The sequence below is a fragment of the Abyssibacter profundi genome (genome assembly GCF_003151135.1).
GTDB classification, from domain to species: domain Bacteria; phylum Pseudomonadota; class Gammaproteobacteria; order Nevskiales; family OUC007; genus Abyssibacter; species Abyssibacter profundi.
This window is the reverse complement of sequence record NZ_QEQK01000010.1, coordinates 33064-56784: the sequence shown is the minus strand read 5'-3', so window position 1 is coordinate 56784 and position 23721 is coordinate 33064. Positions and strand designations below refer to the sequence as shown.

The following is a 23721-nucleotide window of genomic DNA, read 5'->3' as shown; positions in this document are numbered from 1 at the left end:
GATCATGACTCAACGTAATCAACCCGATGTCGTCCACGAATCCGAGACGCAACGACAGTATGTCCGGGTTCGGCTACCCGCTGCGCTGCGCATCCGCAGGGACGACGGATCGGTTCAAAAACACGACATTCGCGACCTCTCGGTTGGCGGGCTGTCATTCGCACCGGAATCCGGCCGCTTCGAGATGGGCCAGCGCCTGCAGGGCACGGTGTCGGTCAGCCTCGAAGGCATCGGAATCACCATCCCGATCCAGTTCGTGGTCGTCCGGGAAGAGGACGGCTACATCTGTGCCGCGTTCGATAATCTCGACCGCACGGCCATCGTCTCGCTACGCCAGCTGATCACCGCCTACCTCAGCGGTGAGGTGGTCGACGCGGGTGATGTGCTGCATTCGATGAACCGTGAGAACTTTGTCGCCCCGCGTCAGGCTAAGACCGCCCGCGGCGAACCGCGTAGCCGCACCCGCGCCTGGCTCGGTACCGCGGCCAGCTTTGTGATCGGCGTGATGGCGCTGGGGTACGTGGCATCCGAGCTCTACGGCCTGATGTTCGTCACCAGCTCATCGGTGGCCACGGTCGAGGGCGCCAGCTTTCCGGTCACCATGCCGCGGGAGGGCACGTTCCGCAGCTTGGTCGAGGAGGGCAGCCGCGTGGAAAAGGGGGCGCCGCTAGGCACGTTTGAAACCCCCATGCTCGAGATCGTCCGCAGTGAAGCCATGGCGGCGAACCTCAGCAGCCAGCGATTGAATGATCTGCTCGAAGACACGATCAAGGGCACGGTGACCAGCCCCTGCAACTGCCGCGTGCAGCGCATGCTCGTCGGCAATGGTCAGTTTGTCGGCAAGGGCCAGCAAGTGTTCCAGCTGGTGGACATGGACCGCGAGCCGTTGGTCGTGGCGCGCTTTGGCTATAAGCGACTGGGAGACCTGAAACCCGGCCGCGAGGTCCGAGTCTCGCTGGCCGGAACCGACGGGTCCATTCCCGGTGAGATCGTCCGGGTGGCGCATGCCAGCGGTGTGTCCACCGACGCCGTGCTGGAAGTCATCGTCAAGCCCAAGAACGCCTTGCCCACCGACTTCATCAACCGGCCGGCCGAGGTGTCGATGATGACGCCTGCGTTCATGCCCCGATTGGGCGACTTCACGACGGACGCGCTGCCGTCAGCAGTCGCCAGCGAGAGCTGAGCCCATGCGTCACCTAGTCACATTGCTGCTGCTATGCACGCCGCTGGTGACGCAAGCGGTGTTGTTGCCCGATTTGGAGCGTGGCATCCGGGCGCTGGAGGCCGGCGAGGTCGAACGGGCCGAAGCCAATCTGCGCCCGCTGGCCAAGGCCGGTTACGTTGAAGCCCAGCACTACCTCGCGCGGCTTTACAAGCAGGCCAACACGCCCAAGTCGCGACTGGAGGCCATTCGATGGTACGAGGCGTCGGTGTCGGCCTACCCGCTCGATATCGAACCGCTGGCTCGTCTGCGGTTTCTTGAAACCGGTGACCCGCAGCATCTGCTGAACGCCGAACAGGCGCTGGTCCGGCTCAAGAAGCAGGGCCATCCGGACGCCCTGCGTCGGATCATTCGCCTCTATCGGGATTTCCCCGGCTTGGTGGACGATGCGCGAATCGGCCGGTTGCTCGGGGAAGCGCTGGAAACCGATGACCCGGACAACATCGCCACCGTCATCGATTGGTACCGCAAGAACGATGGTGTACGCGAGAACTTCATCCAGCTGATTCAGCTGTGTTCCAGACATTACCGCCGGGTGGACGATTGTCTGCCGGACCTGGTGCTCAATGCGCGCATGGGCCAGAACGATGAGCGGATGGATGCGTTGATCGATCAGGCCCTGTCCCGGTATCCCAGCCGTGACGTGGATGCCGACCTGCTCTACGCGATGGCCTCGGCGCTGCTGACCAACGACGTGCCACAGCCGCCGGAGCAGTTGCGTGCAGCCGAGCTGCTGGAGATTGCCGCCAAGCGTCGCGTCAAGGCACTGGCCCGGCTGGGCGACCTGCTCGTTGACCGGCCTGACCTGATCGAGGATGCCGATCCCATCGGCATGCTGGAACGGGCCCACGAAGCCGGTTCCGCCGAGGCGGCGCTGACGCTGGGCCGTGCCTACATGAATGGCACCCTGGTGGAGATCGATCCGGACCGCGCGGAGGACTATCTCAAGCAGGCGGCCGAGGCCCTGCCGGCGGGCAAGTTCTCCCTGGCGCGCTACTACATGCGGGGGTTCGCCGGTGACGCCCAGTACACCCGGGCGGCCCCGCTACTGCTGGATGCCGCACGGGCCGGGTATCGCCGGGCCGACCTCGACCTGGCGCGCTTCTACTCCGAGAACCGGGTGGTCAAGGCCAATCCCGCCTATGCCTATGCCTTCGCACGGATCGCCGAAACCAACGAAGTGGACGGCGCCGAGGCCTTTATCGCCCAGCTTCAGCCACAGCTGGATGACGCCATGCGTGCCGAAGGCAATGCCGTGGCGGAGAAGGAGTACGACGCGCGCGTTCAGCGCCGAGAACCTTTTCTCAAGTTCGCCATGACCGGTGGGCGCGACAGCGGGACCGAAACGGGGTCCGCCAGCGCGACGACCGCATCTCACTAAGGAGCAGACCTGTGAAACAGACGACAACATGGATGTTGTTCGGCGTCGCTGCGCTGGTCGCGCAGCCGGCCGGCGCCCAGATGAGCAACGAGACGGAGATCAAGCTGCGTGCAGGTGGTTTTGCCGAAGGCGCGCGTGACCTGGGCCTGGGCAGCGATGAGGAGTCCAGCGAATTCTTCACCGAGGTGCATGGCTCATTGTTCACCCGCTATGCGCCGGGCTTTTCGACCAAGCTGCGGGTACAGGCGTTTTATTCCACGGGCGAGGTGTTTCTGAACACGGATGAAACACCCCAACCCTCGGATGAATACATCGCCCTGCGCGAGGCCTGGATCGATATCGGCGCGCTCACCTCCTTCCCGGGCGAGGTCATGCGGCTGGGCCGGCAGCGGCTGCGTGAGGATGACGGGATCTGGTTCGATGACGATGCCCTGGCGGTGCGCTGGGCCTTCGAAACCACGCTACTGCAATGGTCGCTGGGTGCCGGTCAGCAAGTGGAAGGATTCCGTACCGATGACGCCGGTGTCGATAAAGATCAGGAAGATCGCTTCTATCTGTTCGGCGACATCGGCACGCAGTACCGTCCGGGTCACTATCTGGCCCTGCGGGCCGCCAACGCGCGTGACGATGTGGACCTGCCACGCGAACAACGCCGTGACGAGCCAGAGCGGTTTCGCGAGCGTGAGTTCACCTGGGTCAGCCTGTCCTTGCACAGCGATTACTACGACCCGGATGCGCGCGAGCGCCTGGCCTACTGGGTCGAGGCCTTTGGTATGACCGGCGAGGAAACCTTCGCCACCCGGCCCGATCCGGTGGTCGGCGGCCCGGTGACCTACACCGAGCGGGACAACGAGGGCGTCGGCGGTTCGGTGGCCCTGCGCTTCCGGCCTTCGTTGCAGCTACCGGCACAGTTCGGGCTGATGTATGCCCTGGGTTCTGGTGGCACCGATGCCAGCGGTCACTCCGAGACCTTCGAGCAGACGGGCTTGGAGAGCAATCGCGCCCGGTTCACCGGCACCCGTAGTCAGATTCACCGCTTCAGCGAGGCCGCGCAGTTCGAGCTGAGCAACCTGCACGTCACGACCGCGTTCCTGTCGTTTCCGGCCGAGCGTTTCGACATCAGCCTGATCGCACACCAATTCCAGCGTGATGCCGAGGATGCGCCGGTGGTATCGCGTGGCCTGCGTGTGGATCCACAGCCTGGCGACGACGAGCTGGGCCAGTCCTATGACGTGGTGATCTCCCGCTATTTCGAGGATTTCGATCGCGTCATCCTGCGTGAATCTGGCCCCAGCGGCGTCGTCCGACTCCGGGCCTCGATGTTCGAACCCGGCGCGGCCTACGGGGCCGGAGCGGAATCGACTTATCGCGCGATTCTGGAGATGAGCTGGAAACTGTGATGCTGACCCGAACCCTCCTCAGCCTGCTGGGCCTGGTGCTTATGCTGGCGCCGGTAAAGCTCTTGGCAGCGGACTACATCGTGCGCTCCGAGGATCCCCAGGTGTTGTACCGGGCCAAGCCCGAGCTGCCGTCGCTGCAGCCGTACACCCGCCAGGCTGTTCTGAACAAGATTGGCTCGCGGACCCCTGGCAGCATTTCTACCGTCCGCATGGTGCACCTGGACCCGATGAACGAGTTCGTCGGAGGCGATGGTCGCCTGGCCGTTTGGGCCGCGCGCCAGCGGCGCAACCCCCATGCCATCGTCCTGCGGAGCGGCTATGTCACCCCGCAGGATATCGCGGCTGCACTGGGGCCCGAGGCCATTGAGGAGACCTCGCCCGGGGTGTTCGTGGTGCGCCTGCCGATTCTGGTGTCGCGTGATGCGACTTTCCACATTGACGGTCAGGTCAAGGCGTTGCGCCTCTCCGAAGACGCTGGTGCGTTTCTGGTCAACGACGGCCGACTGTTCATGACCGACACGGCGGTGTTGGGCTGGCGAGAGTCGGCCGGTACGCCCGCCCGCTATCGCTACGAAAAGGGGTTTCGTCCCTTCATTCTGTCCTGGGGCGGCACGGAGCTGTACGCGGCGAATACGCGCTTCGAGAGCCTCGGCTACGACGAGAGCAAGTCCTACGGTTTCTCGATCTCCCAGTACACGCCGGCCCAGGACAAGATTCTCCAGCGCTCGCATCCGACGGGCTGGATTATCGACTCCGAGTTCGAGGACATGTGGTTCGGCTTCTACTGTTACGAGGCCGATGATGTCGTCATCGCGCGCAATACCTACACCAACAGCATCGTCTACGGCATCGACCCGCATGACCGGTCAAATCGGCTGATCATTGCCGAGAACCATGTGTCCGGCACGCGTAAGAAACACGGGATCATCATCTCCCGCGAGGTCAACAACAGCTGGCTGTTCAGCAATGTCAGTACCGGCAATGCCTTGTCCGGCATGGTGCTGGACCGGCAGTCCAGCGGAAATGTGGTTGCCGACAACGAGTTCATCGACAACGGCTCCGATGGCCTGACCCTTTATGAAAGCCCCGACAACATCATCTGGGGGAACAAGAGCGTCAGCAACGGTTCGCATGGCTACCGCGTGCGTAACAGCACGAATATCAAGCTCTACGACAACATCGCCATCAACAACGCCTATACCGGTATCAACGGGCACGCCAAGGTGTTGCCGCCGGGTTCGCGTGATCTGGAGCTAGACCCCTACGACGACGAATTTTCGATGGTCATCGTCGGCGGGCGGCTGGTGCATAACGGCGGCGGCCCCGTCGCCATCGAGCAGCCCTTGAGTATCGAAATGGCCGGCGTGGAGATGCTGGCGCCCACCAGCGAAACCGGGTTCGCGCTTGATGGTGTGCTGGGCGAGTACCTGCATGAGGTGTTCGACGTCATGGTCCGGCAGAAGAAAGCCGTGGTCATCGAACTGGATAACGTCCGGCGCAAGGTCGAGGGCTAAGCCATGAATGGGCTTGCATCAATGGGCCGGGCCGCCACGGCCTTGTCGATCGCGGTCAGTCTGTTGGGCGCTGCGCCCGCGCTGGGGGCTCAGCAGGCCAGCGGCTATGTCGTGCGGTCGGTCGAACCTTCAAACCTGGCCATGTCGCCGCCTGAGCTGCCGGATATCAGTGGCTATACCCGCGAAGCCGCACTGAACAAGATCGTCCGGCGCTCGCCTGGTGAGGTCCGGCTGCAGCGCATGGTGGAGCGGGTCGAGTTCGACGAGTTTGTGGGCAGTGACGGGCGGCTGGCAACCTGGGCGCAGCGCCAGCGCCAAAACCCCATTGCCATCGTGCTCAGCGGCGGGTTGTTCCGCCTATCCGATGTGCAGCGCGCGGTAGACGCGTACCAGCTGGAAGTGAGCGGTCAAGGCATTTACACGCTGCGGCTGCCTCTGCTGATTGCAGCGTCGGCCACCTTGCTCATCGACGGTTCGGTGCGGTCGCTGCGGTTGTCCCAGCAGGCCGGCGCATTTTTGGTCAACGACGGGCGCCTCTTCGTCGCCGATTCCGAAATTGTGGCCTGGAATGAGACGGCGGGCGCGCCGGCTGCCTATGTCGACAAGCGTCACTTCCGGCCCTTCATGGTGTCCTGGGGGGGCTCGGAAACCTTTCTGCTCAATAGCCGGTTCGTCCACCTGGGCTACGGCGGGACCAAGTCCTACGGCATTAGTTTTTCCCAGTACAGCAAGAGCGTTGATCGTCACCGGCACAGGCAGCGGCCCACCGGCTGGATTCTGGACTCCACCTTCGACGGCTTGTTGTATGGCTTCTACTGCTATGAGGCCGACGATGTTGTCATCGTCAACAACACCTACAAGAACAGCGTGGTCTATGGCATCGACCCGCATGATCGCTCCAACCGGCTGATCATTGCCCGGAACACCGCCTTCGGCACCCGGCAGCGACACGGCATCATCGTGTCGCGCGAGGTCAACAACAGCTGGATCTTCCGGAACGAGTCTTACGACAACACCGGGTCGGGGATCATGGTCGACCGGCAGAGCACCGGCAACATCGTGGCCTATAACAAGGTGCACGGTAACGGCTCGGATGGCATCACCATCTATGAGTCACCGGACAATTTGCTGTACGCCAACCAGAGCATCGGCAATGAGGCGCATGGCTACCGGGTGCGTAACAGCGTGGGCATCAAGCTCTACGAAAACCGGGCCATCGCCAACGCGTATACCGGTATCAACGGGCATATCCGCAGGCTGAACGACCCCACTCGCGACCTGTCACTGGACCCCTACGACACGCGGATATCGATGGTCGTGGTCGGCGGCCGTCTCATCCACAACGGCGGTGGGCCGATTTCCATCGATCAGCCGGTGAGCGTGGAACTCTACGACGTCGACATGTTCGCGCCGGCCAATACCACCGGCGTGCAGATGTCCGGCGTGCTGGGACAGCACCTGCCCGAGGTGCTGGACGTCATGATCCGTCAGCGCCAGGCCGTGGTGATCGAGCCCGACAATGCCCGACGCAAGGTGGACGGCTGAGATGGTGTTCTCGTCGAACATCTTTCTGTTCGTGTTTCTGCCGGCGTTTCTGGGCGTTTACTGTCTGAGTCCAGCACGCTGGCGCAACGCCTGGATCGTGGTTGGCAGCTACGCGTTCTACGCCTGGTGGCGGCTGGATTTTCTGGCGTTGTTCGTGTTGGTCACGGTGGTCAATTACGCGGTCGGCCGCCGCATTCACGCGGCCCACGTCGACCAAGCGCCCAGACGGGCGCGCAACTGGATGCTGGCCGGGGTGATCGCGGACCTGTCGGTACTGGGCTACTTCAAGTACGCCAACTTCGGCGTGGACAGCTTCAACCTGATGCTGACCTCCGCAGGCGTCGCACCCTTTCATTTGGCGGACGTTGTTCTGCCCATCGGGATCTCCTTTTATACCTTCCAGGCGGTTAGCTACGTCATCGATGTGTATCGCCGCGATACTCCCCCCGCGGATAACCCCATCGATTTTGCGGCCTTTATCGCCCTGTTCCCGCAGCTCATCGCAGGCCCGGTGCTGCGCTACAAGGACTTGGCGCCGCAGCTACGGCATCGCCCGCTTAGCGGCGATCTCTTTGGTGAAGGCGTTGCCCGCTTCATGCAGGGGTTCATCAAGAAGGTGCTGATCGCCGACTCGGTCGCGCCGCTGGCCGATGCCGGCTTCGCCCTGCAAGACCCCAGCATGGCCGATGCCTGGCTGACCACGCTGGCCTACACCGTCCAGCTGTATTTCGACTTCTCCGGCTACACCGATATGGCGATCGGGCTGGGGCTGATGATGGGCTTTCGGTTCATCGAAAATTTTCGTCAGCCCTATGTGGCGCAGTCGATTACCGAGTTCTGGCGGCGCTGGCATATCAGCCTGTCGACCTGGCTGAAGGACTATCTGTACATCTCCCTGGGCGGGAATCGCCGTGGCCGGCTGCGGACCTACGTCAACCTGCTGCTGACCATGGTGCTGGGTGGTCTGTGGCATGGAGCCAACTGGACGTTCGTGGCATGGGGCGCATGGCATGGCGCGATTCTCGCCGTGGAGCGGGCCCTGGGCGTGGATGGCCGACCAGCCGGTTTCCGGCCCCTACGCTGGGCATTGACCCTGCTCTTCGTGATGTTGGGTTGGGTGGCCTTTCGAGCCGAGTCGCTGGCAGACGCTGGACGCATCTATGCCGCCTTGTTCGGGCTGGGCCCGACCGGACTCTCGCCGGCCTATGTCGCCGCCATCAGCCAATTCAACCTGGCGCTGCTGGGTCTTGGCGTGGCGGTACTGGTGATCGGTGGTGCGGGTGACCGACTGGCTGCCCAGGCTGCCGCTCCCGTTCGACACCGCAGGCTGATGCGCTGGAGCGCTGCGCTGGCACTGCCGGTGTTTGTCGCCGCGGTGCTGAAGCTGTCGGCCGACGCGTATTCGCCGTTTCTCTACTTCCAGTTCTAGGGGATGCGTATGCAAACACCCAATGCCTGGATTGCTGTTGCCATTGTGGCGCCGCTGATCTTAGCACTCGGACTTTGGTCCGTGGTGCAGGCGGCGTCCTATCAATGGCCAGAGGATGTTCGCTGGGCCGACGGGGAGGCCGCCGGTGCCTTTGAGGCTCATTTCAACGAGCACTTCCCGCTCAGGACACTGGGCCAGAACCTGTGGGGCGCACTGCGGTTTCGCCTGTTGGCCGAGGGGCGAGACGGGTTGATCGTGGGCGAGCAGGGTTGGTTCTTTACCGAGCAGGAGTTTCGACCCTATCCGCAGGCCCAGGCGCATTTGCACCAGCATGTGCAATGGATACGTGCCGTCGATCGCCATCTGGCGGAGCGTGGCATCGACCTGGCCATCGCGTTGGTGCCGTCCAAGGCGCGTATCTACGCGGAATACCGCGGCAGCCGAGACCCGAGCCCGGTCCATCAGAACCTGTACCGCCAGGCCCGACGTCAGCTGCGCAGCGCCGGTTTGCTGGTGCCTGACCTGCTGGCTGCGATGGAACGCTGCAAGGGCGGGCGGCAGGTGTTTCTCAAGACAGACACCCACTGGACGCCTGCCGGCGCGGATTGTGTGGCCGAGTCGCTGGCGGCGGATCGCCGGATGCAGCTGAGCCTCGACGGTGCCGAATCCGGACGTTTTGAAGCACGTCTGGTCGAGACCGTGCAGCACCGCGGCGACCTGATGAACTACCTGCCTCTGGCCCCGGTCTTCGAATCCTTACTACCACCGCCTGAGCCCGTACCACGCATCGAGACAGCAGCGCTGCAGTCCGCATCGGCGCAGGCGCTGTTCGGCGAGCCGGCATCCGTGCCTGTGGCGCTGGTCGGCACAAGCTACAGCGCCGATCCGCTCTGGCATTTCACGGGCGCGCTGCAGCAGGCCCTGGCGCGTGATGTCGTCAATCTCGCCGAAGCCGGTCATGGACCGTTCAGACCCATGGCCCGCTTTCTTGCCAGCGATGCCTTGCAGTCCACCCGGCCCCGGCTGGTGATTTGGGAGATCCCCGAGCGCTATCTGGTGCAGCCGGACACGGAAACCGAACTGCCGCCGCTGCGCACCACCCACGCACGACGCCACATGGAGATTCGCGTATGACCACCGTGCACATATTCCGTCAGCACTGCTGGGCCTGGCTGGTCCTGCTGGCCGGACTGTTCACCCCGCTGGCTCAGGCGGACGACGCCGCCCTTTACGGGCCCGAAGCCCCGCCGGGTTCGGCGTTTGTGCGCATGTTCAATGCCACGCCTACCAGCCTGACCAACGCTTCGATTGGCGGCGAGCCGGTTGAGACGCTGGATCAGTTCGAGGCCAGCGATTATGTCTTTGTGCCCGCGGGCACCCACAGGATCTCGACCGGCAGTGAGGCGCGCAGCGAATCACTGGAGGCGGATCGCTACTACACGGTCACGGTGGACGCCGGTGGCCTGCAGGTCCACAGCCTGCGTCCGCCGGAGGACGGCCTGAAAGCCCTGGTGGTGTTCTACAACCTGACCGCTGACGAAGCGCTGCAACTGAAGACCGAGGACGGCGCGACATCCATTGCCGAAGCAGGCGCCGGCGCATTCGCCACTCGCGAGGTCAACCCGCTGCGCATCACGCTGGGGGTGTTCTCCGGCGATCGGAAGCTGGCGACGACCGAGCCGGTCAATCTGGCGCGTGGCCGCGCCTTCAGCCTGTTTGTGACCCCGGGTCGGGGCCAGCCCCGGCTGACCTGGGTCATCGACTGAATCCCATTCGAACCTGTGCAAGGACTGCACTCATGATCATTTCGACGACAACGCATCCGCTGCGGCGGGCGGGCCAGTGGATGGCCGGTCTGTGGCTGCTGGGCGTGACCGCGAGCGCCGGCGCCCAGTCATCGCCGCCGGCCTTTCCACCGCTGCCCAAGTACGAGCTCCAGGCCTGCTGCAATCTCTGTCCGGCAGCCTCGGACCCGGCGACGTATCAGGGCTACCTCGACGGTTTTCGGATGATCGTCCAGGGCGATGACGGCTGGTTATTCCGCACCGAGGACGATTTGCTCGACCGGTTTGCGCTACAGCCTGACACCTACGAAGCCATCGGGTTACTACAGCGCCGCTTGGCCGAGCATGGCGTCTCGCTGGTCATGCTGCCGATCCCTCCGCGTGGGGTGATGGCCTGGGAGCACCTGCCCGATCACATCGCTCAGGGCTTTGCACGTGACATGGCGCGCGTGGGTTATCAGGTGCTTCTCGAAGACCTGCGGCAGCAAGGGGTGATCGTGCCGAAGCTGGGCCAGCTGGCGTATGGCCCGGTGGAGGCGCCGTTTTATTTCAAGCGGGATCACCACTGGACCCCGCATGGCGCCAAGTTGACTGCCCAGCAAGTGGCCGAGACGCTGCGGGCGGCCGAAGGCTTTGCCCAGATTCCCCGCAAGTCGTTCACCACCCGACAGCAGGGCGTCGTGCGCAAGGAGGGCACCTATGCCGGGGCGGTCCAGCGGATGTGTGGGTTCGGTTATCCGGAGCAGGTCATGCCCCGGTTTACGACCTCTACAGAGGGCAGCGGAGCCGACTTGCTGGGTGAGTCGCAACGTCCACAGGTGGTGCTGGCCGGCACCAGCAACAGCGATGCCGCCTACAACTTCGCCGGGTTCCTGTCCGAGGCGCTTGGCGTGGATGTGCTCAATGTCTCGGTAACCGGCGGCGGCATTGACGGCGCCTTGCTGCAGTACCTGATGAGCGAGGACTTCCGGACGGACCCACCCCGGTTTCTGATCTGGGAAATGCCTGTCTACAGCAACTTCGATGACGAGGATTTGTTCCGGCAGATCCTGCCTGCCGTGGACAACGGCTGTGCCAATCGAGCCTCCGTGCTCGAGGTCACCCGACCGCTGAAGACGCACAGCCTGACCGAGACGCTGTTCAACGGCGGCGGCACGGTACAAACCCTGCGCGGCAGGGACCACCTGCTCGATGTGCAACTCAGTCGTCCTGATATCGACAAGCTGCATTTCTCGATCTGGTACACCAACGGCAAGAACGACAACTTCACCATCGAGCGCTCGCGGCATATCGATACCCAAGGCCGCTTCATGATCAATCTGCGCGAGGGCGAAGATTTCTCTGACGCGGTCTTCCTTGGCGTGGATGTGGGCCCCGACCCCGACCGGGGCGAGCCGCCGCTGCCCGATGGTGTCGAAGCCACGGTCAAGCTCTGCGAGCGCCGAGTCTGACGGAGGACACCATGACCCGAACACCAGACCTTTTCCGAAACCAGATTCTGGTTGCGCCTGTGGCCGGCCTGCTACTCCTGGCCGGTTGTGCCACACCGTCCGGCCCCAACGGCAACACAGCGCAGGTGCAGGCCACCATCGACGACCAACCGGCACAACGACTGCAGGCGCCTGCCGGGTTCTATGCCGCTGCAGCCAGCAAGGCGCGCTTTGAGGGCTGCCCCGAGATGAGCACGCCACATACCGGGCCACTCGACTTTCCTAGCAAGTACCAGGGATCCGATTCCGCCCGCGACGATCTGAACAAGCAGGCCGAGGCCAGGTACCGGGAGCAGGTCGATGGCATTCGCGACCTGGAGCGTGGAATCAGCCGCCTGGTCGAGGCGTATCTCGACACGGGGGATCCCCAGGCCGTGGGTTGTGCGCTGGACTGGATGCTGGAATGGGCCCGCCTGGGTGGGCTGACCGGCGAGGTGACGACTCACACCGGCAAGTCGGTCCGCAAATGGGCGCTGGGCAGTGTCGCGGCGGCCTACCTGCGCCTGAAGCTGTCCGTCAGTGATCCGCTCAAGCCCTACCCGGACCAGGCAGCAGAAATTGAGGACTGGCTGGCCGAACTGGCCACGCTGGTCATCGCCGACTGGAGCAATGTGCCGCAACGCAAGTTCAACAATCACGAGTATTGGGCGGCGTGGTCGGTCATGGCTGTTGCGGTGGTCCGTGATGACCGATCGCTGTTCGACTGGGCGGTGGCACAGTACGACCGTGCGGCCCAGCAGATTACGGACGAGGGCTATCTGAACAACGAACTGCGTCGCAAGACGCGCGCGCTGTTCTATCACAACTACGCGCTGCCACCGTTGGCGATGATGGCGGCATTCGGACAGGCCAATGGCCTGGACCTGGAATCCCGAGGCAACCACGCGCTGACCCGACTGGCCAATCGTGTCATGGCGGGTCTGGGCAACCCCGAGCGCTTTGCCCGTAAGGCGGGTGCCGATCAGCAACTCAAGGATTTCAAGCCGTCGAAGTTCACCTGGCTGGAGCCGTATTGCGCCCTGGAAGCTTGCACCGGGGAGATGCGTAAGCGTCTCGAGGCGTACCGGCCGTTGAACAACTACCGCGTCGGCGGTGATCTGACCGCTTTGTTCGGCCCGCCTCAGGCGACCTGACGGTTCGAACGCTTTGTCTCACCTTTCAGGAGAGCACGATCATGGAAGACCCCTATACCTCTGAGCACCCCGCTCGCACACCGGGACGCATTGTGGTTCCGGTTATTCTCGCAGGCGGTTCCGGAACCCGGCTCTGGCCCTTGTCCCGTCGCCAGAAGCCCAAGCAGTTTCTGGCGCTGGGCGGGCAGCGCCGCTCCTTGTTTCAGCAAACGGTGCTGCGTTCGGCAGCCATTGCCCGCGTCGCCCCGCCTATGATTGTGGGCAGTGCATCACATCGATTCCTAATCGACGAGCAGCTGGCCGAAATCGATCATGAGCCGGACTGCATCGTGCTGGAGCCAGCGGGCCGAGATACCGCGCCCGCGGTGGCGATCGCCGCCCAGCAGGTTGCCAACCGCTACGGACCTGATGCCATGGCGTTGGTCATGCCGGCGGATCATGCCATCGACGATACCGAGGCCTTCGTTGCCGCCGTGAACGCGGCGGCCGACGTGGCCGAGGCTGGCGAACTGGTGACCTTTGGCATTCAGCCAACCCGACCGGAAACTGGCTACGGCTACGTGCGCTGCCTGCCGGCCAATGGTCGGGCCGTCCGCACCGTGGACGCTTTTGTCGAGAAGCCGGATGCCGAGATCGCCGAAAACTACGTGGCTGACCAGGACACGTTTTGGAATGCCGGCATGTTCCTGTTCCGCGCCGATCGCATGTTGGAAGATTTGGAGGCGCTGGAGCCCGACCTGATGCAGAACGCACGTCATGCCCTGATCGGCGCCGAGGTCGACGGTCGCATGCTGTGCCTGGATACGGTGGCGTTTCGTGGCTGCCGGTCGATCTCTATCGACTATGCGGTGCTGGAGCGCACGGATCGGATCGCGTTAATGCCCATGGACGCGGGCTGGGATGACGTAGGGTCGTGGACGTATCTGGATCGGCTTCCGGCCGCTGACGATGCCGGGAATCGGACGCAAGGCGATGTGCTGTTGCAGAACGCGCAGGACAACATCGTGCATTCCAGCAAGCGACTGGTAGCCTTGTCGGGCGTCAGTGATCTCATCGTCGTCGAAACCGCCGATGCGATTCTGGTCGCGCACAAGCAGGATGCCCAATCGGTCAAGACGCTGGTCAAGCAGCTGGAATCGCTCGGTCGGGAAGAGGCCGAGCACCTACAGCGCGTCTATCGTCCGTGGGGCTTCTACGAGTCGATAGCCTACGGCAGTCGCTTCCAGACCAAGCGCATCTCGGTGAAGCCCGGCGCCAAGCTCAGCCTGCAAATGCACCACCACCGGGCCGAACATTGGGTCATTGTCCAGGGGACCGCTGTGGTTGAACGCGGCGGCGAACGCTTCATGCTGTCGGAGAACGAATCCACCTTTATTCCCATCGGCACGACGCACCGTCTGGAGAACCCCGGGAACATCCCGCTGGATCTGATTGAGGTGCAGTCCGGCGCCTATCTGGGCGAGGACGATATCGTTCGATTCGACGACGTCTACGGGCGCTCGGAGACTTCCGAGCCCGAGGCGGCGGCATCAGGCCCGGCATCGCCATCGCAGACGCCCGCGGCGGCGACGGTCTAACCGCTTTGCCGGTGTCCGCCCGGCGGGTGCTTCAACCGCATCCGCCGGCCGGCACTGGCCGGACCGGGCGCAGGTGATATTCTTGTGAAATCGACTGGGGAAGGTCGTTCATCGACCGGGTGCAGGATGTTGCAACGAATCACCTTGAAGCTCGTATTGGCGCTGGGTCTGCTGGCCGGGGCATCTGCACCCGCGCAGGCACAGGTGTTTCCGCATGAACAGGCGCTGGTCGATGCGGCCTTGCTGCTGGCCGATGTGCTGGACACGGCCGGTTACCCGCAATCTGCCAGCGAGATACGCAAGAACTGCACGGACCCCAAAAAGTGGTTGCAGTGCGTTGAGGTCACCGCGCTGCACGCTGCCAGCTTCATGCTGTTCCGTGAGCACGAAGTGGTCGGGACGGTTTACACCACCTTGGGTGAAGATGAGGCCGCACGCGATTATGCGAACTGCGAGCGTGATCCCAGCCTGACCGGTGTGCCCAATGAGTTCGGCAGCTATCACTGTGCCGAACATCTGGTGAATGATCCGTTCTGGATTGCACTGCGCACGAGCATGCATACGTTGGCCGACGGAGCCGAACTGGCGGGTTATCCCAATGAAGCCGCCATCATGCGGCGGGCCTGTCAGTACCAGGGCGATGTGAATTTCGAATTCATGGGCTGCGCCCTGTCGACCGTTGAACTGCTGCTGGCTATTACCGAAGCGCCGCGCGCGGCCGGCGTGCCTGTTCCGCGCTGTACGGCTACCGGACTGGTCCCTGCCTGCACCGTCCTGCGTCCGCAGCCCGCTGCGCTGTCCGACCTGGACGCCTTTGATCAAACCGGAGACGCCCGCTTTTCGGTGACGGACCTGACCCTGCTCGCGGGTTCGGGTAGCGTGTTGGATCAGCTGTTGGATGACCGCTCAGAGGCGGCGTCGCAGCGCTGGGTGCAGCAGATGCTGAATGTCTTGGCAGCCGGTCCGGTCGTTGCTGATGGCACGCCGTTGGCCGACGACTACATGGTGCTACTGCGCGCGTTGGCTGCCGCCGAGACCGCGCCGGCATTGGTGGCGTCGCGGCGTCGCGCTGGGCGTCTGACGCCCTAGGGACACGCGGATTGAATCACGGCCACCGAGACGGCGGCGTACTTCCCCGTTCCTCTGGAATGATCAAAGCCTGCTCCGCACGCCGGGGCCGGCTGCAGTGCGGGCAACCGCCCGCCGGGGCGTATCCGTCGCTACCTTCGTGCTGTCGATGATGCGACTCCGGTGCCAGCAAGCGTTGCGTCCGTGACCGAGCCCGCCGCACCTGTCCAGCCATTGGGCCCGACGCCACCCAGGCCGCTGGTTGTCGACATCGATCACTCGCTGCTGCGCAGCGATCTCTTCGACGAGACGCTCATCGAGGGCCTGCGACGGCAGCCGCTGCAAACGCTGCTCGCGTTTCGCAGGCTGCGTCAGGGTCAGGCCGCGCTCAAGGCGCAGCTGGCTCAGGCCAGTCGACTGGACGTGCGTGTGCTGCCCTACAATCGCGACGTGCAGGCCTGCATGGCAGATGCCCGTGAGCAGGGCCGGTCGGTGCATCTGGTGTCGGCTGCCGACGCCTCACTGGTGGCGGCGATCGCGGACCATTTGGGGGGCGTGGCGGATCATCATGGCTCGACGCCCGACATCAACCTGAAAGGCGAGCACAAGGCGCAGTGGCTGGCGCAGCGCTTTGGCGAGCGCGGGTTCGACTATGTCGGCGATTCGCGGTCGGATCTGCGGGTCTGGGCGCTGGCCGGTCACATTCACACCGTCGGTCTGGGCGGGTTGCTGCGTCGCGCGGTCCGACGCCTGGCCGGGCAGCAGGGAGTCTCCGCACTCCATTTGTCTGCGCCGCCGGCCGGGTTCGCGCGATGGCGCCCCTGGCGGCGTCTGCTGCGCCCACGGCAGTGGGTGGCGGAACTCATCCTCATCGCAAGCGTCTGGGCATTCAGCGGTTTTGTCGCGGGTGGACTGTCGGCGAGCCAGTGGTTGGCTGTGGCCGCCTACTGGTCACTGGGCCTGGCTGGCCGTGTGGTCGCGGGACTCTGGTACGCACAACCTCACCGAGAGCTGCGAGCGAACACCGGCCGGTACGCCAACCCCTTGGCGACGGGGGCCCTGCGCTTGCGAACCGCCGCGCTGGTGGGGAGCGGTTTGGCCGTACTGGGCCTGGTCGGGACAACGGCGTTTGGCGGTTGGTCGTTGTTGCCTTTGGCGCTGGTGCATTGCAGCGCCTGCGCCTGGTCGGTGGCGCTGGGGCCGCGGTCGCCCTGGTTGCAGCGTCTGGCGGGATTGGCCCGTTGGGCCGTCGCGGCGCTGTCGGGTCTGGCCCTGGTCTAATAACTGCGGCCGGCTATCTTAATCGAGCGGCGCGCCGCGATCTGCGCCGTATCCCTGGACGAAGTCCACCCCCATCGCGAACAAGGCGTCGACATGGGCCGTGGTGGCTGCATGTTCGGCAATGAGCGGCAGGTCGAGTGCTTTGCCCAGCCGGATGACGGTGTCGAGGATGGCGCGATCCTGCGGATCGTCCAGCACATTTCGCACCAGGGAGCCATCGATCTTCAGATAATCGAGTGGCAATAATTTGAGTTGTGACAGCGAGCTGTAGCCGGCGCCGAAATCATCCAGGGCGACGCGGCAGCCGAGTTCGCGGATCTGTTGCAGCAGCATCGCGCTTTCGGCGGGGTTTCGCATGGCGAATGTTTCGGTGACTTCGACGGTGATCTGCTGGGCTAGGCGAACGTGTTCGATGAGCAGGCTCATCCAATCGCGAAAGTGCTCAGATGCGATCAGGGTCTGCGACGACAGGTTGATGTGCATGCGAGGCAGCGTCTGTCGATTGTCGACGCGCTGGCGCATCCAGCGCAGCAGGCTGGACAGGTTGCGGATGTCAATCTGTGCGATAAGACCAAAGCGTTCCGCTGTTTGCAGGAAATGTCTTGGCAGGCTGAGATCGCCCTGGTCGTCACGCAGGCGGGTCAGGATTTCCAGTGCGGCGATGCCGCCGCCTTCGCGGACAATCGGCTCGGCAAACAGGCAGATTCGGTCCTCGTCCAGCGCGCGGATGATGTCGTTGACGCGGCCACCGTGCAGATGGGGCGGGCTGGCCGCACCGAGCTCGATGGGGACCGACCGGTTGCGACCGTCGGCCTTGGCGTCCTCCACCGCATGGGTGAGATGTGCCAGCAGTTCGTCAGCGCTGCTGACGGCGCCGGCTCCCAACCAGCTGGCGCCTACGCTGGCCGTGAGCTGATACCCCACGTGGGCAGGTGTCAGCTCGAGCGAGCGCAGGGCAAAAATGATTTGATTGGCTTCGCGCTGGACCTGACCGAGGTCCGCCGCTGCCGTGATGAGTACGAATTCGTCGGCGCAGAGTCGGCCTACCGCAATCGTTTGGTCGCGTTGCATTAGGAGCCTGGCGACCCGGCGCAGCACGCCATCGGCCCCGGCCCGGCCCATGACGCTGTTGGTCAGGCCAAAGCGGTCGAGGTTGAGCAACAGCACGCCAAAGCCGCTGCCGTCCTGCCCCTCCAGTTCGCCAAGCATCGCATCGATGGTTTCACAGATGCTGGCACCGTTCTGCGCGCCGGTCTTATGGTCATGCAGGGAGCGATAGCGCACCCGTCGCAGCAGTTCATCGTATTCGGTGGCATCGTGAAATGCGGTGATTGCCCCCACCTGCTGCTCGCCGTCGTACAGCGGCGTGGCGCGGCCACGGAGTAGGCGGGACTCACTGCCGTTGCCCGGTCGCAGCAGCAGCTCGTAGTTGACGACTTCTTCGCCCGCCATGGCCCGAGCCAGTGGCAGTTCATCGGGGGCGTAAAGCGTGACGCCGTCGAGGTGATAAACGCCGTAGAGCTCCGCCCAGTGTTCCGGGGATGTGATGACCGGGCCGCGGCCAAGCAGCCGCTCAGCCACCGTGTTCCACAGCAGGACCTTGCCGCTGGTGTCGACCATGACGACGCCATCGCGGATGTTGTCCAGCGCCAGATTGACCGCCTGGCGCAGACGCTCGGGCGGCATGTTGTCTCGAAGCGCTTCCACCGTTGTAGGCAGGGCGACGATGCCGGGTGGCTGGGCCGAATCTGGTGTCCGCATGGTCAGGTCTCGCGCACAGGGGGCGACCGTCCACCGTGGGCGGCGGAGGATGTGTTGAACATCGTAGAAATTACGAGCAAGAGGGTCTCAAGCCACCCGGGATGCGGCCGTTAAACAGACGTCTCTCTGACCCGACGGCAGCATTCGTGATCGAAACCATCACCCAGGAATCCGTGATTCGGCTTGCCACGCAGCAGTCGTTGCCGGCGCCCCCGCAGGTGGTGATGCGCCTGCTCAAGGTGATTCAGTCGGAGGATTTCTCCCTGGCTGACATTGTCGATGTCGTCGAGTCCGACGTATCGGCAGCCGCTACGGTGATGGCGGCTGCCAACACCGCAGCGACGCGCGGCGTCAACGAGGTGACTTCGGTACGGGATGCGGTGACCCGGCTGGGCGCGCAGGCGACACGGGATCGCGTCATGCACCAGGCGATGCAGGCGGCTTTTCAGCCTCGACACCCGGCGCTGGCAGGCCTGCTCAGCAAGGAGTGGGCGTTGGCCGCCCAGGTGGCCACGCTGCTACGGCAAGTCAGTTGCGCAGAAATTGGTCTGGAGGATGCCGACACGGCATTCACGATCGGCCTGTTTCACAACGTGGGGATGGTGCCGTTGCTCAGTGCGGCGCCAGCGCTGGTGAATATCGGGTCGGCCTCCGACTACTACGTGGCGGCGCGGCATCACGCCAGCGCGTTAGGCGGCGTGCTGGCCAAGCGCTGGCATCTCGGCACGGCCGTCTACGAAACGGCGCTGAATTGCCTGCGGCCCGCAACGGCGGGGTGGGGAGCATGGGGGCTGGTGCGGATTGCGCGTCAGGTCTGCGCCCAGCGAATCGGGCACGGAGCGGCGGTGGATGAGCAAACGCTGAGCGCAGCCACGCTGGCGGCCCAGGAAGCTCTGCAGATGACGGACATCGTGGCCTGGATGCAGGAACATGGGGCAGAGGCTCTGAGCGCAGCCTGACGAGACAGCCCTGCCGCCTACGGCCGTTTCGAGGATAATCCGCCGCTCATCTTGCGGGGGCTCCCCTATGTTTCGGGTCGGCGCGTGGCTGCGATCGGTCTTGCTGATGGTGATCGCACTGGCCTTTGCGGCGCCGGTCGCGCTCTTGGCGGTCGCTGCCTTGCAGCCGCCCGGATCGGCCCCCGTGCCTGGGGCACTGTGGCCCGAATCACCCTCGCTGGCGGCCTACGCGGCCGTGTTCGAGCTGGTGCCCATGGCGCGCGGCCTGCTCAATTCCCTGCTCGTGTTGCTGGTCTTCCTTCCCCTGGCTGTGGCCACGGCCAGTCTGGCCGGGCTGGGGTTACGGCTGATGACACCCCGCGGCCAGCTGCTGGCCTTGGCGCTGCTTGTGGGCGCAGCGTCCATCCCCTACGCCGCCATCTGGTTACCGCGATTTCTGCTGTTTCAATGGTTGGGCCTGGGGGGGAGTTGGGCGCCGCTGTGGGCGCCAGCGCTCATGGGGGGGCACCCGTTGTTGGTCTTGTTGTGTTTTGCGGCCGCCCGGTCCGTGCCCCTGTCGCAGCTTGAAGCGGCGCGACTGGAAGGCGCCGGCTGGTGGCGAATCTGGTGGCGGGTGGTCGTGCCGCAGACGCGGCCGGCGCTGACAGCCACCGCCTTGCTCGCAACCGCCTGGTGCTGGGCCAGCTTCACCGACCCGCTGCTGTACCTGCATCGCGAACAGTCCCAAACCGCCCCGCTCATGCTCTATGCCCTGGAATTGCTGGGTGCGAGTAACTGGTCCGTGCTGATGGCGGCATCGATGTTGCTCACCCTGCCTGTCGTTCTGGTGCTGCTTTTTGCGCCGCGTGCCCTGAATCGCACCCTGGGAGATTGAATGTCGATTGCTTCGCTGTTTGCGCGTGCCCTGCTGTGCCTGGCCCTCGGCCTGCTGACGGCCTGTGGGGCCCAGACCGAATCTGACCGAACCCAGCTTCGGCTGCAGGCGGTGGCCGACCCGGTGGAGGCGCGTGCCTACCGCAGCCTGATCGAGGCCTTCGAGGCCCAGCGGCCCGACGTGCAGGTCGAGTTTGTACCGGTCGGGCGTCACCCCGAGCACGTCACCCGTTTGACCACGGCCTTTGCCGCGGGCAATGCCCCCGACCTGTTCCTGATTAACTTTCGACGTTGGGGGCAGTTTATTGCCAGCGATGTACTGGAACCGGTTGGTCCGTTGCTGGAGGCCGCAGGATTGTTCGACCGCGAGGCGTTCTACGCGCCGCCGCTGGAGGGGTTCACGTACCAGGGCCAGCTGATGTGCATGCCCCAGAACGTGTCGTCGCTGGTGGTCTATTGGAATCGAGCGTTGTTCGCCGAGTACGGCGTGGAGCCGCCCCGCCCGGACTGGCGTTGGAGCGATTTTCACGACGCGGCCAAGGCGCTGACCCGCGATTTGGATGGCGATCGCCGGCCGGAGATCTACGGCTTGGATGTCGATCCGTCCATCGTGCGGCTGGCGCCTTTCGTGTGGCAAACCGGCGGTCGGCTGGTCAACGATGTGGACAAGCCCACGCGTTTCGATTTGCGCACACCCAAGGCCGTCACCGGCTTGTTGTTCCTCAAGCGACTGAAGAACGAGGTGGGCGTGATACCGCCCTTGATCGAGCGACGCGCTGAGCAGCCGGACGCGCGTTTCATCCGGGGTGGTGCCGCGATGACGTTGAACAGCCGACGCTTCTCGGCCGCCTTGCGTGCAGTCGACGGCCTGGACTGGGATGTGGCGCCGCTGCCGCGCTATCGGGAAGCCGCATCGGTGCTCCATGCCGATGCCTACTGCCTGGGCCGGGGGAGTTCGAACAAGGCCGCGGCCCGCGACTTTATTGCGTTTGCGACAGGCGAGCAGGGTCAGGCCTTGCTATCCGCCTCGGGCCGTATCGTGCCGGTTCGCAAGTCGGTGGCCGAAAGCGACGCATTCCTCGATCCCGATCAGCCGCCCGCATCGGCCCGCGTGTTCCTGGACACCATTCCCCAGCTGCGTCGCACGCCGAATATTCCCGCCTGGTACGAAATCGAAACGCGCATCAACCCGGTGATCGAAGAGTGGATGTTTGAGTCGGCGGCGCAAATGGCCGGGGAGCAGTCATTCGGCCTACGCGACGGTTACCTGCTGGTGTCACGGATCGAGGCGGCCGCCGGAGATCTGCTCAAGCCACAGCCAGCCGGGGAGCAGCTATGAGTGCGGCAGCCGGATTGAGTCTTCGGGGGCTGCATGTCGAACTCGGCGGGCGCCCGGTCCTGCGCAATATTGATCTCGAGGCAGAGGCTGGCGAGTTCGTCGTACTGGCGGGCCCGTCGGGCAGCGGTAAATCGACGCTGCTCCGTGCGATCGCCGGTCTGGTGCCTACGGCGGGTGGCCAGATCGAGGCCGGTGGGGCGGTGCTGGACGGCCTCTCGCCGGGCAAGCGCGAAGTGGCGCTGGTGTTCCAAGACCACGCGCTGCTCCCGCATCTGAGTGTTGCCGACAACCTGGCCTTCGGGCTCCGGGCGCGGGGCATCTCGCGCCGTGACGGCCGCCAACAGGCGGCAGAAGTGGCCGGGCGGCTGGGGCTGGAGGCGTTGCTGGACCGTCCGGCCGCGCAACTGTCAGGCGGCGAGCGCCAGCGTGTGGCGCTGGGCCGGGCCATGTTGCGGAACGCCCGGCTGGTGTTAATGGACGAGCCGCTGTCTAGCCTTGATGCACCGCTGCGTGCCCGCATGCGGCAGGAAATTCTCGAACTGCATCGCCGACAGGGCTGGACGACGGTGTATGTCACGCACGACCAGGCTGAGGCCTTATCCATGGCGGATCGCTTGGGCGTGCTGGTCGACGGGCAGCTCCAGCAGTTCGATGCGCCCCGTGCGCTGTACTCACGCCCTGCCTTGGTCAGTGTGGCGGCGTTTTTGGGCAACCCGGCCATGCAGTTGCTCCCCGCTGAATCTGCGGACGATCAGACCCGGCTGCTGGGGGCGGTCTGTCCAAGCGCGCCCCGGCAAGAGGGGCTGTTGGCCGGCGTTCGGGCCGAACAGCTCCATGTCAGCGGATCACGCTGGGCGCCCGCGCGGGCCGATGACTGGCGGGTGCCTGCCCAGGTTCTGCGTCTGGAGCATCTGGGTGATGTGCAATGGCTGCACCTGCAGGCCGGGGCGCAAACCGTCGTGGTCCGGGTGGAACCGGAGGCCGCGTTCGAGCTGGGGGCGACGGTCGAACTCGGATTATCGCCCGAGGCGATTCGCTGGTTTGACGCCAAGACGGGGCAGGCGTTGTGAAATCCGGAGCCTGGATGGCCGCCGCCGCGCTGATCGCAACCGGGCTGTTGATCTGGTTGCCCCTGCTGGCGACGCTGGGTCTCGGGTTTTTTCGCTATGACGCGCTGAACCCGCCTCAGTGGGTCGGCTGGGCGCATCTGGCCCGCTTGCTCGACGACCCCCTGTTTCTGACCGCGGCGAAGAACTCGGCCTGGCTGGTGCTGTTCGCCGTTCCGCTTCGGCTGGCGCTGGCGGTGGTCTTGGGCCTGGCGCTGGCCGGTCGCAGCCGGCTATCGAGCGCGGCGCTGGTGCCGGTGTTCACGCCTGTTGTGGTCCCGGAACTGGTCTGGGCGATGGCTTGGTTATGGATACTCAACCCGTTCTTCGGGCCGGCCGCCTGGCTGCTCAATAGCCTGGAATATGGCGGCGCGCAGTGGTTGCTCACGGTAGGTGGTGCCAGGACTGCGTTGGTGATTGTGCTGGCGTTTCTGATCGGCGAGCTGGTGCTGGTTCTCATGGCCACCCGCCGCCATGTGCCTGCGCAGCGCTACGAGTTATGTGCGGTAGAGGGGGGCGGCCGTTGGTTCGCTTTTTCCCGGGTGACCTGGCCTGCGTTGTGGCCGGTGGTGCTGCTGCTGGCCGCCCGCGACATCGTGCTGGTGCTGCAGCTGGCTTTTGTGCCGGCCTTGGTGGTGACCAAGACCGGGCCGCAATTCGCGACGCTGCTGTTGCCGCATTACATTTACCAGAACGCCTTTGAGTATCTGCGGTTCGGCTATGCCGCGGCCATGAGTGGTGTCCTGGTACTCACGGTGCTGGGCTTGCTGGCGGCCCAGTTCTGGCTGCTGAGGCGCTGGTTGCGGGCCGCGGCCTGAGGTGTCGGGCCAGCTGTGGTTTGCCGCTGCCGCCGGATTGC

19 protein-coding genes are annotated in these 23721 nt (G+C 64.5%); 18 read left to right on the top strand and 1 reads right to left on the bottom strand.

The window, feature by feature from the left end; translation table 11 throughout:
• Positions 1-4: 4 nt before the first annotated feature.
• The 13 genes from DEH80_RS11825 to DEH80_RS11765 all read left to right on the top strand — a co-directional run bounded on the left by DEH80_RS11825 (position 5) and on the right by DEH80_RS11765 (position 16824).
• The gene (locus tag DEH80_RS11825) at positions 5-1183 is read left to right on the top strand and encodes a PilZ domain-containing protein (protein ID WP_109720713.1); all 1179 of its coding nucleotides are present in this window, start codon (positions 5-7) and stop codon (positions 1181-1183) included.
• Between the two features lie 4 nt (positions 1184-1187).
• The gene (locus DEH80_RS11820) at positions 1188-2603 is read left to right on the top strand and encodes a tetratricopeptide repeat protein (RefSeq protein WP_133249225.1); all 1416 of its coding nucleotides are present in this window, start codon (positions 1188-1190) and stop codon (positions 2601-2603) included.
• An 11-nt stretch (positions 2604-2614) separates the two neighbouring features.
• Entirely contained in the window at positions 2615-4003 is a 1389-nt protein-coding gene (locus DEH80_RS11815; protein ID WP_133249224.1) for an alginate export family protein, read from the top strand.
• Positions 4003-5517: a right-handed parallel beta-helix repeat-containing protein gene (locus DEH80_RS11810; protein ID WP_109720815.1), complete on the top strand. Its 1515-nt coding sequence runs from the start codon at positions 4003-4005 to the stop codon at positions 5515-5517. The genes DEH80_RS11815 and DEH80_RS11810 overlap by 1 nt, the downstream gene beginning before the upstream one ends.
• A 3-nt stretch (positions 5518-5520) precedes the next feature.
• A complete protein-coding gene (locus DEH80_RS11805; RefSeq protein WP_109720710.1) occupies positions 5521-7062 on the top strand; it encodes a right-handed parallel beta-helix repeat-containing protein in 1542 nt (513 codons plus the stop codon).
• Positions 7037-8491: an MBOAT family O-acyltransferase gene (locus DEH80_RS11800; RefSeq protein WP_243412802.1), complete on the top strand. Its 1455-nt coding sequence runs from the start codon at positions 7037-7039 to the stop codon at positions 8489-8491. The genes DEH80_RS11805 and DEH80_RS11800 overlap by 26 nt, the downstream gene beginning before the upstream one ends.
• A gap of 3 nt (positions 8492-8494) precedes the next feature.
• Positions 8495-9625, top strand: coding sequence for an alginate O-acetyltransferase AlgX-related protein (locus DEH80_RS11795; RefSeq protein WP_109720708.1), 1131 nt, complete (start codon positions 8495-8497; stop codon positions 9623-9625).
• Positions 9622-10257, top strand: coding sequence for an alginate O-acetyltransferase AlgF (locus DEH80_RS11790; protein WP_109720707.1), 636 nt, complete (start codon positions 9622-9624; stop codon positions 10255-10257). Before DEH80_RS11795 ends, DEH80_RS11790 begins: the two co-directional genes overlap by 4 nt.
• A gap of 32 nt (positions 10258-10289) precedes the next feature.
• On the top strand, positions 10290-11726 hold the full coding sequence (locus DEH80_RS11785) for an alginate O-acetyltransferase AlgX-related protein (RefSeq protein ID WP_109720706.1): 1437 nt from the start codon (positions 10290-10292) through the stop codon (positions 11724-11726).
• An 11-nt stretch (positions 11727-11737) separates the two neighbouring features.
• Positions 11738-12898, top strand: a complete 1161-nt coding sequence (locus DEH80_RS11780) for a mannuronate-specific alginate lyase (RefSeq protein WP_109720705.1) — start codon at positions 11738-11740, stop codon at positions 12896-12898.
• Between the two features lie 41 nt (positions 12899-12939).
• Complete coding sequence (locus DEH80_RS11775) at positions 12940-14475, top strand: mannose-1-phosphate guanylyltransferase/mannose-6-phosphate isomerase (protein ID WP_109720704.1); 1536 nt, start codon at positions 12940-12942, stop codon at positions 14473-14475.
• Between the two features lie 126 nt (positions 14476-14601).
• Positions 14602-15564: a hypothetical protein gene (locus DEH80_RS11770; protein ID WP_109720703.1), complete on the top strand. Its 963-nt coding sequence runs from the start codon at positions 14602-14604 to the stop codon at positions 15562-15564.
• 183 nt (positions 15565-15747) lie between these two features.
• Complete coding sequence (locus DEH80_RS11765) at positions 15748-16824, top strand: hypothetical protein (protein WP_109720702.1); 1077 nt, start codon at positions 15748-15750, stop codon at positions 16822-16824.
• A gap of 18 nt (positions 16825-16842) precedes the next feature.
• Here DEH80_RS11765 and DEH80_RS11760 read toward each other — a convergent pair whose 3' ends face one another.
• Positions 16843-18585, bottom strand: coding sequence for a GGDEF domain-containing phosphodiesterase (locus tag DEH80_RS11760; RefSeq protein ID WP_109720701.1), 1743 nt, complete (start codon positions 18583-18585; stop codon positions 16843-16845).
• A gap of 146 nt (positions 18586-18731) precedes the next feature.
• Here DEH80_RS11760 and DEH80_RS11755 point away from each other — a divergent pair, with 146 nt between their 5' ends.
• The 5 genes from DEH80_RS11755 (at position 18732) to DEH80_RS11735 (ending at position 23680) form a co-directional block, all read left to right on the top strand.
• Positions 18732-19544, top strand: a complete 813-nt coding sequence (locus tag DEH80_RS11755; RefSeq protein ID WP_165831448.1) for an HDOD domain-containing protein — start codon at positions 18732-18734, stop codon at positions 19542-19544.
• A gap of 67 nt (positions 19545-19611) precedes the next feature.
• Positions 19612-20418 (top strand): ABC transporter permease subunit, encoded by an 807-nt coding sequence (locus DEH80_RS11750; protein WP_109720699.1) that lies wholly within the window; start codon positions 19612-19614, stop codon positions 20416-20418.
• On the top strand, positions 20419-21756 hold the full coding sequence (locus DEH80_RS11745; protein WP_109720698.1) for an ABC transporter substrate-binding protein: 1338 nt from the start codon (positions 20419-20421) through the stop codon (positions 21754-21756).
• A complete protein-coding gene (locus DEH80_RS11740) occupies positions 21753-22826 on the top strand; it encodes an ABC transporter ATP-binding protein (protein WP_109720697.1) in 1074 nt (357 codons plus the stop codon). Before DEH80_RS11745 ends, DEH80_RS11740 begins: the two co-directional genes overlap by 4 nt.
• Positions 22823-23680: a carbohydrate ABC transporter permease gene (locus DEH80_RS11735; RefSeq protein WP_109720696.1), complete on the top strand. Its 858-nt coding sequence runs from the start codon at positions 22823-22825 to the stop codon at positions 23678-23680. Before DEH80_RS11740 ends, DEH80_RS11735 begins: the two co-directional genes overlap by 4 nt.
• The last annotated feature ends 41 nt before the right edge of the window (positions 23681-23721 follow it).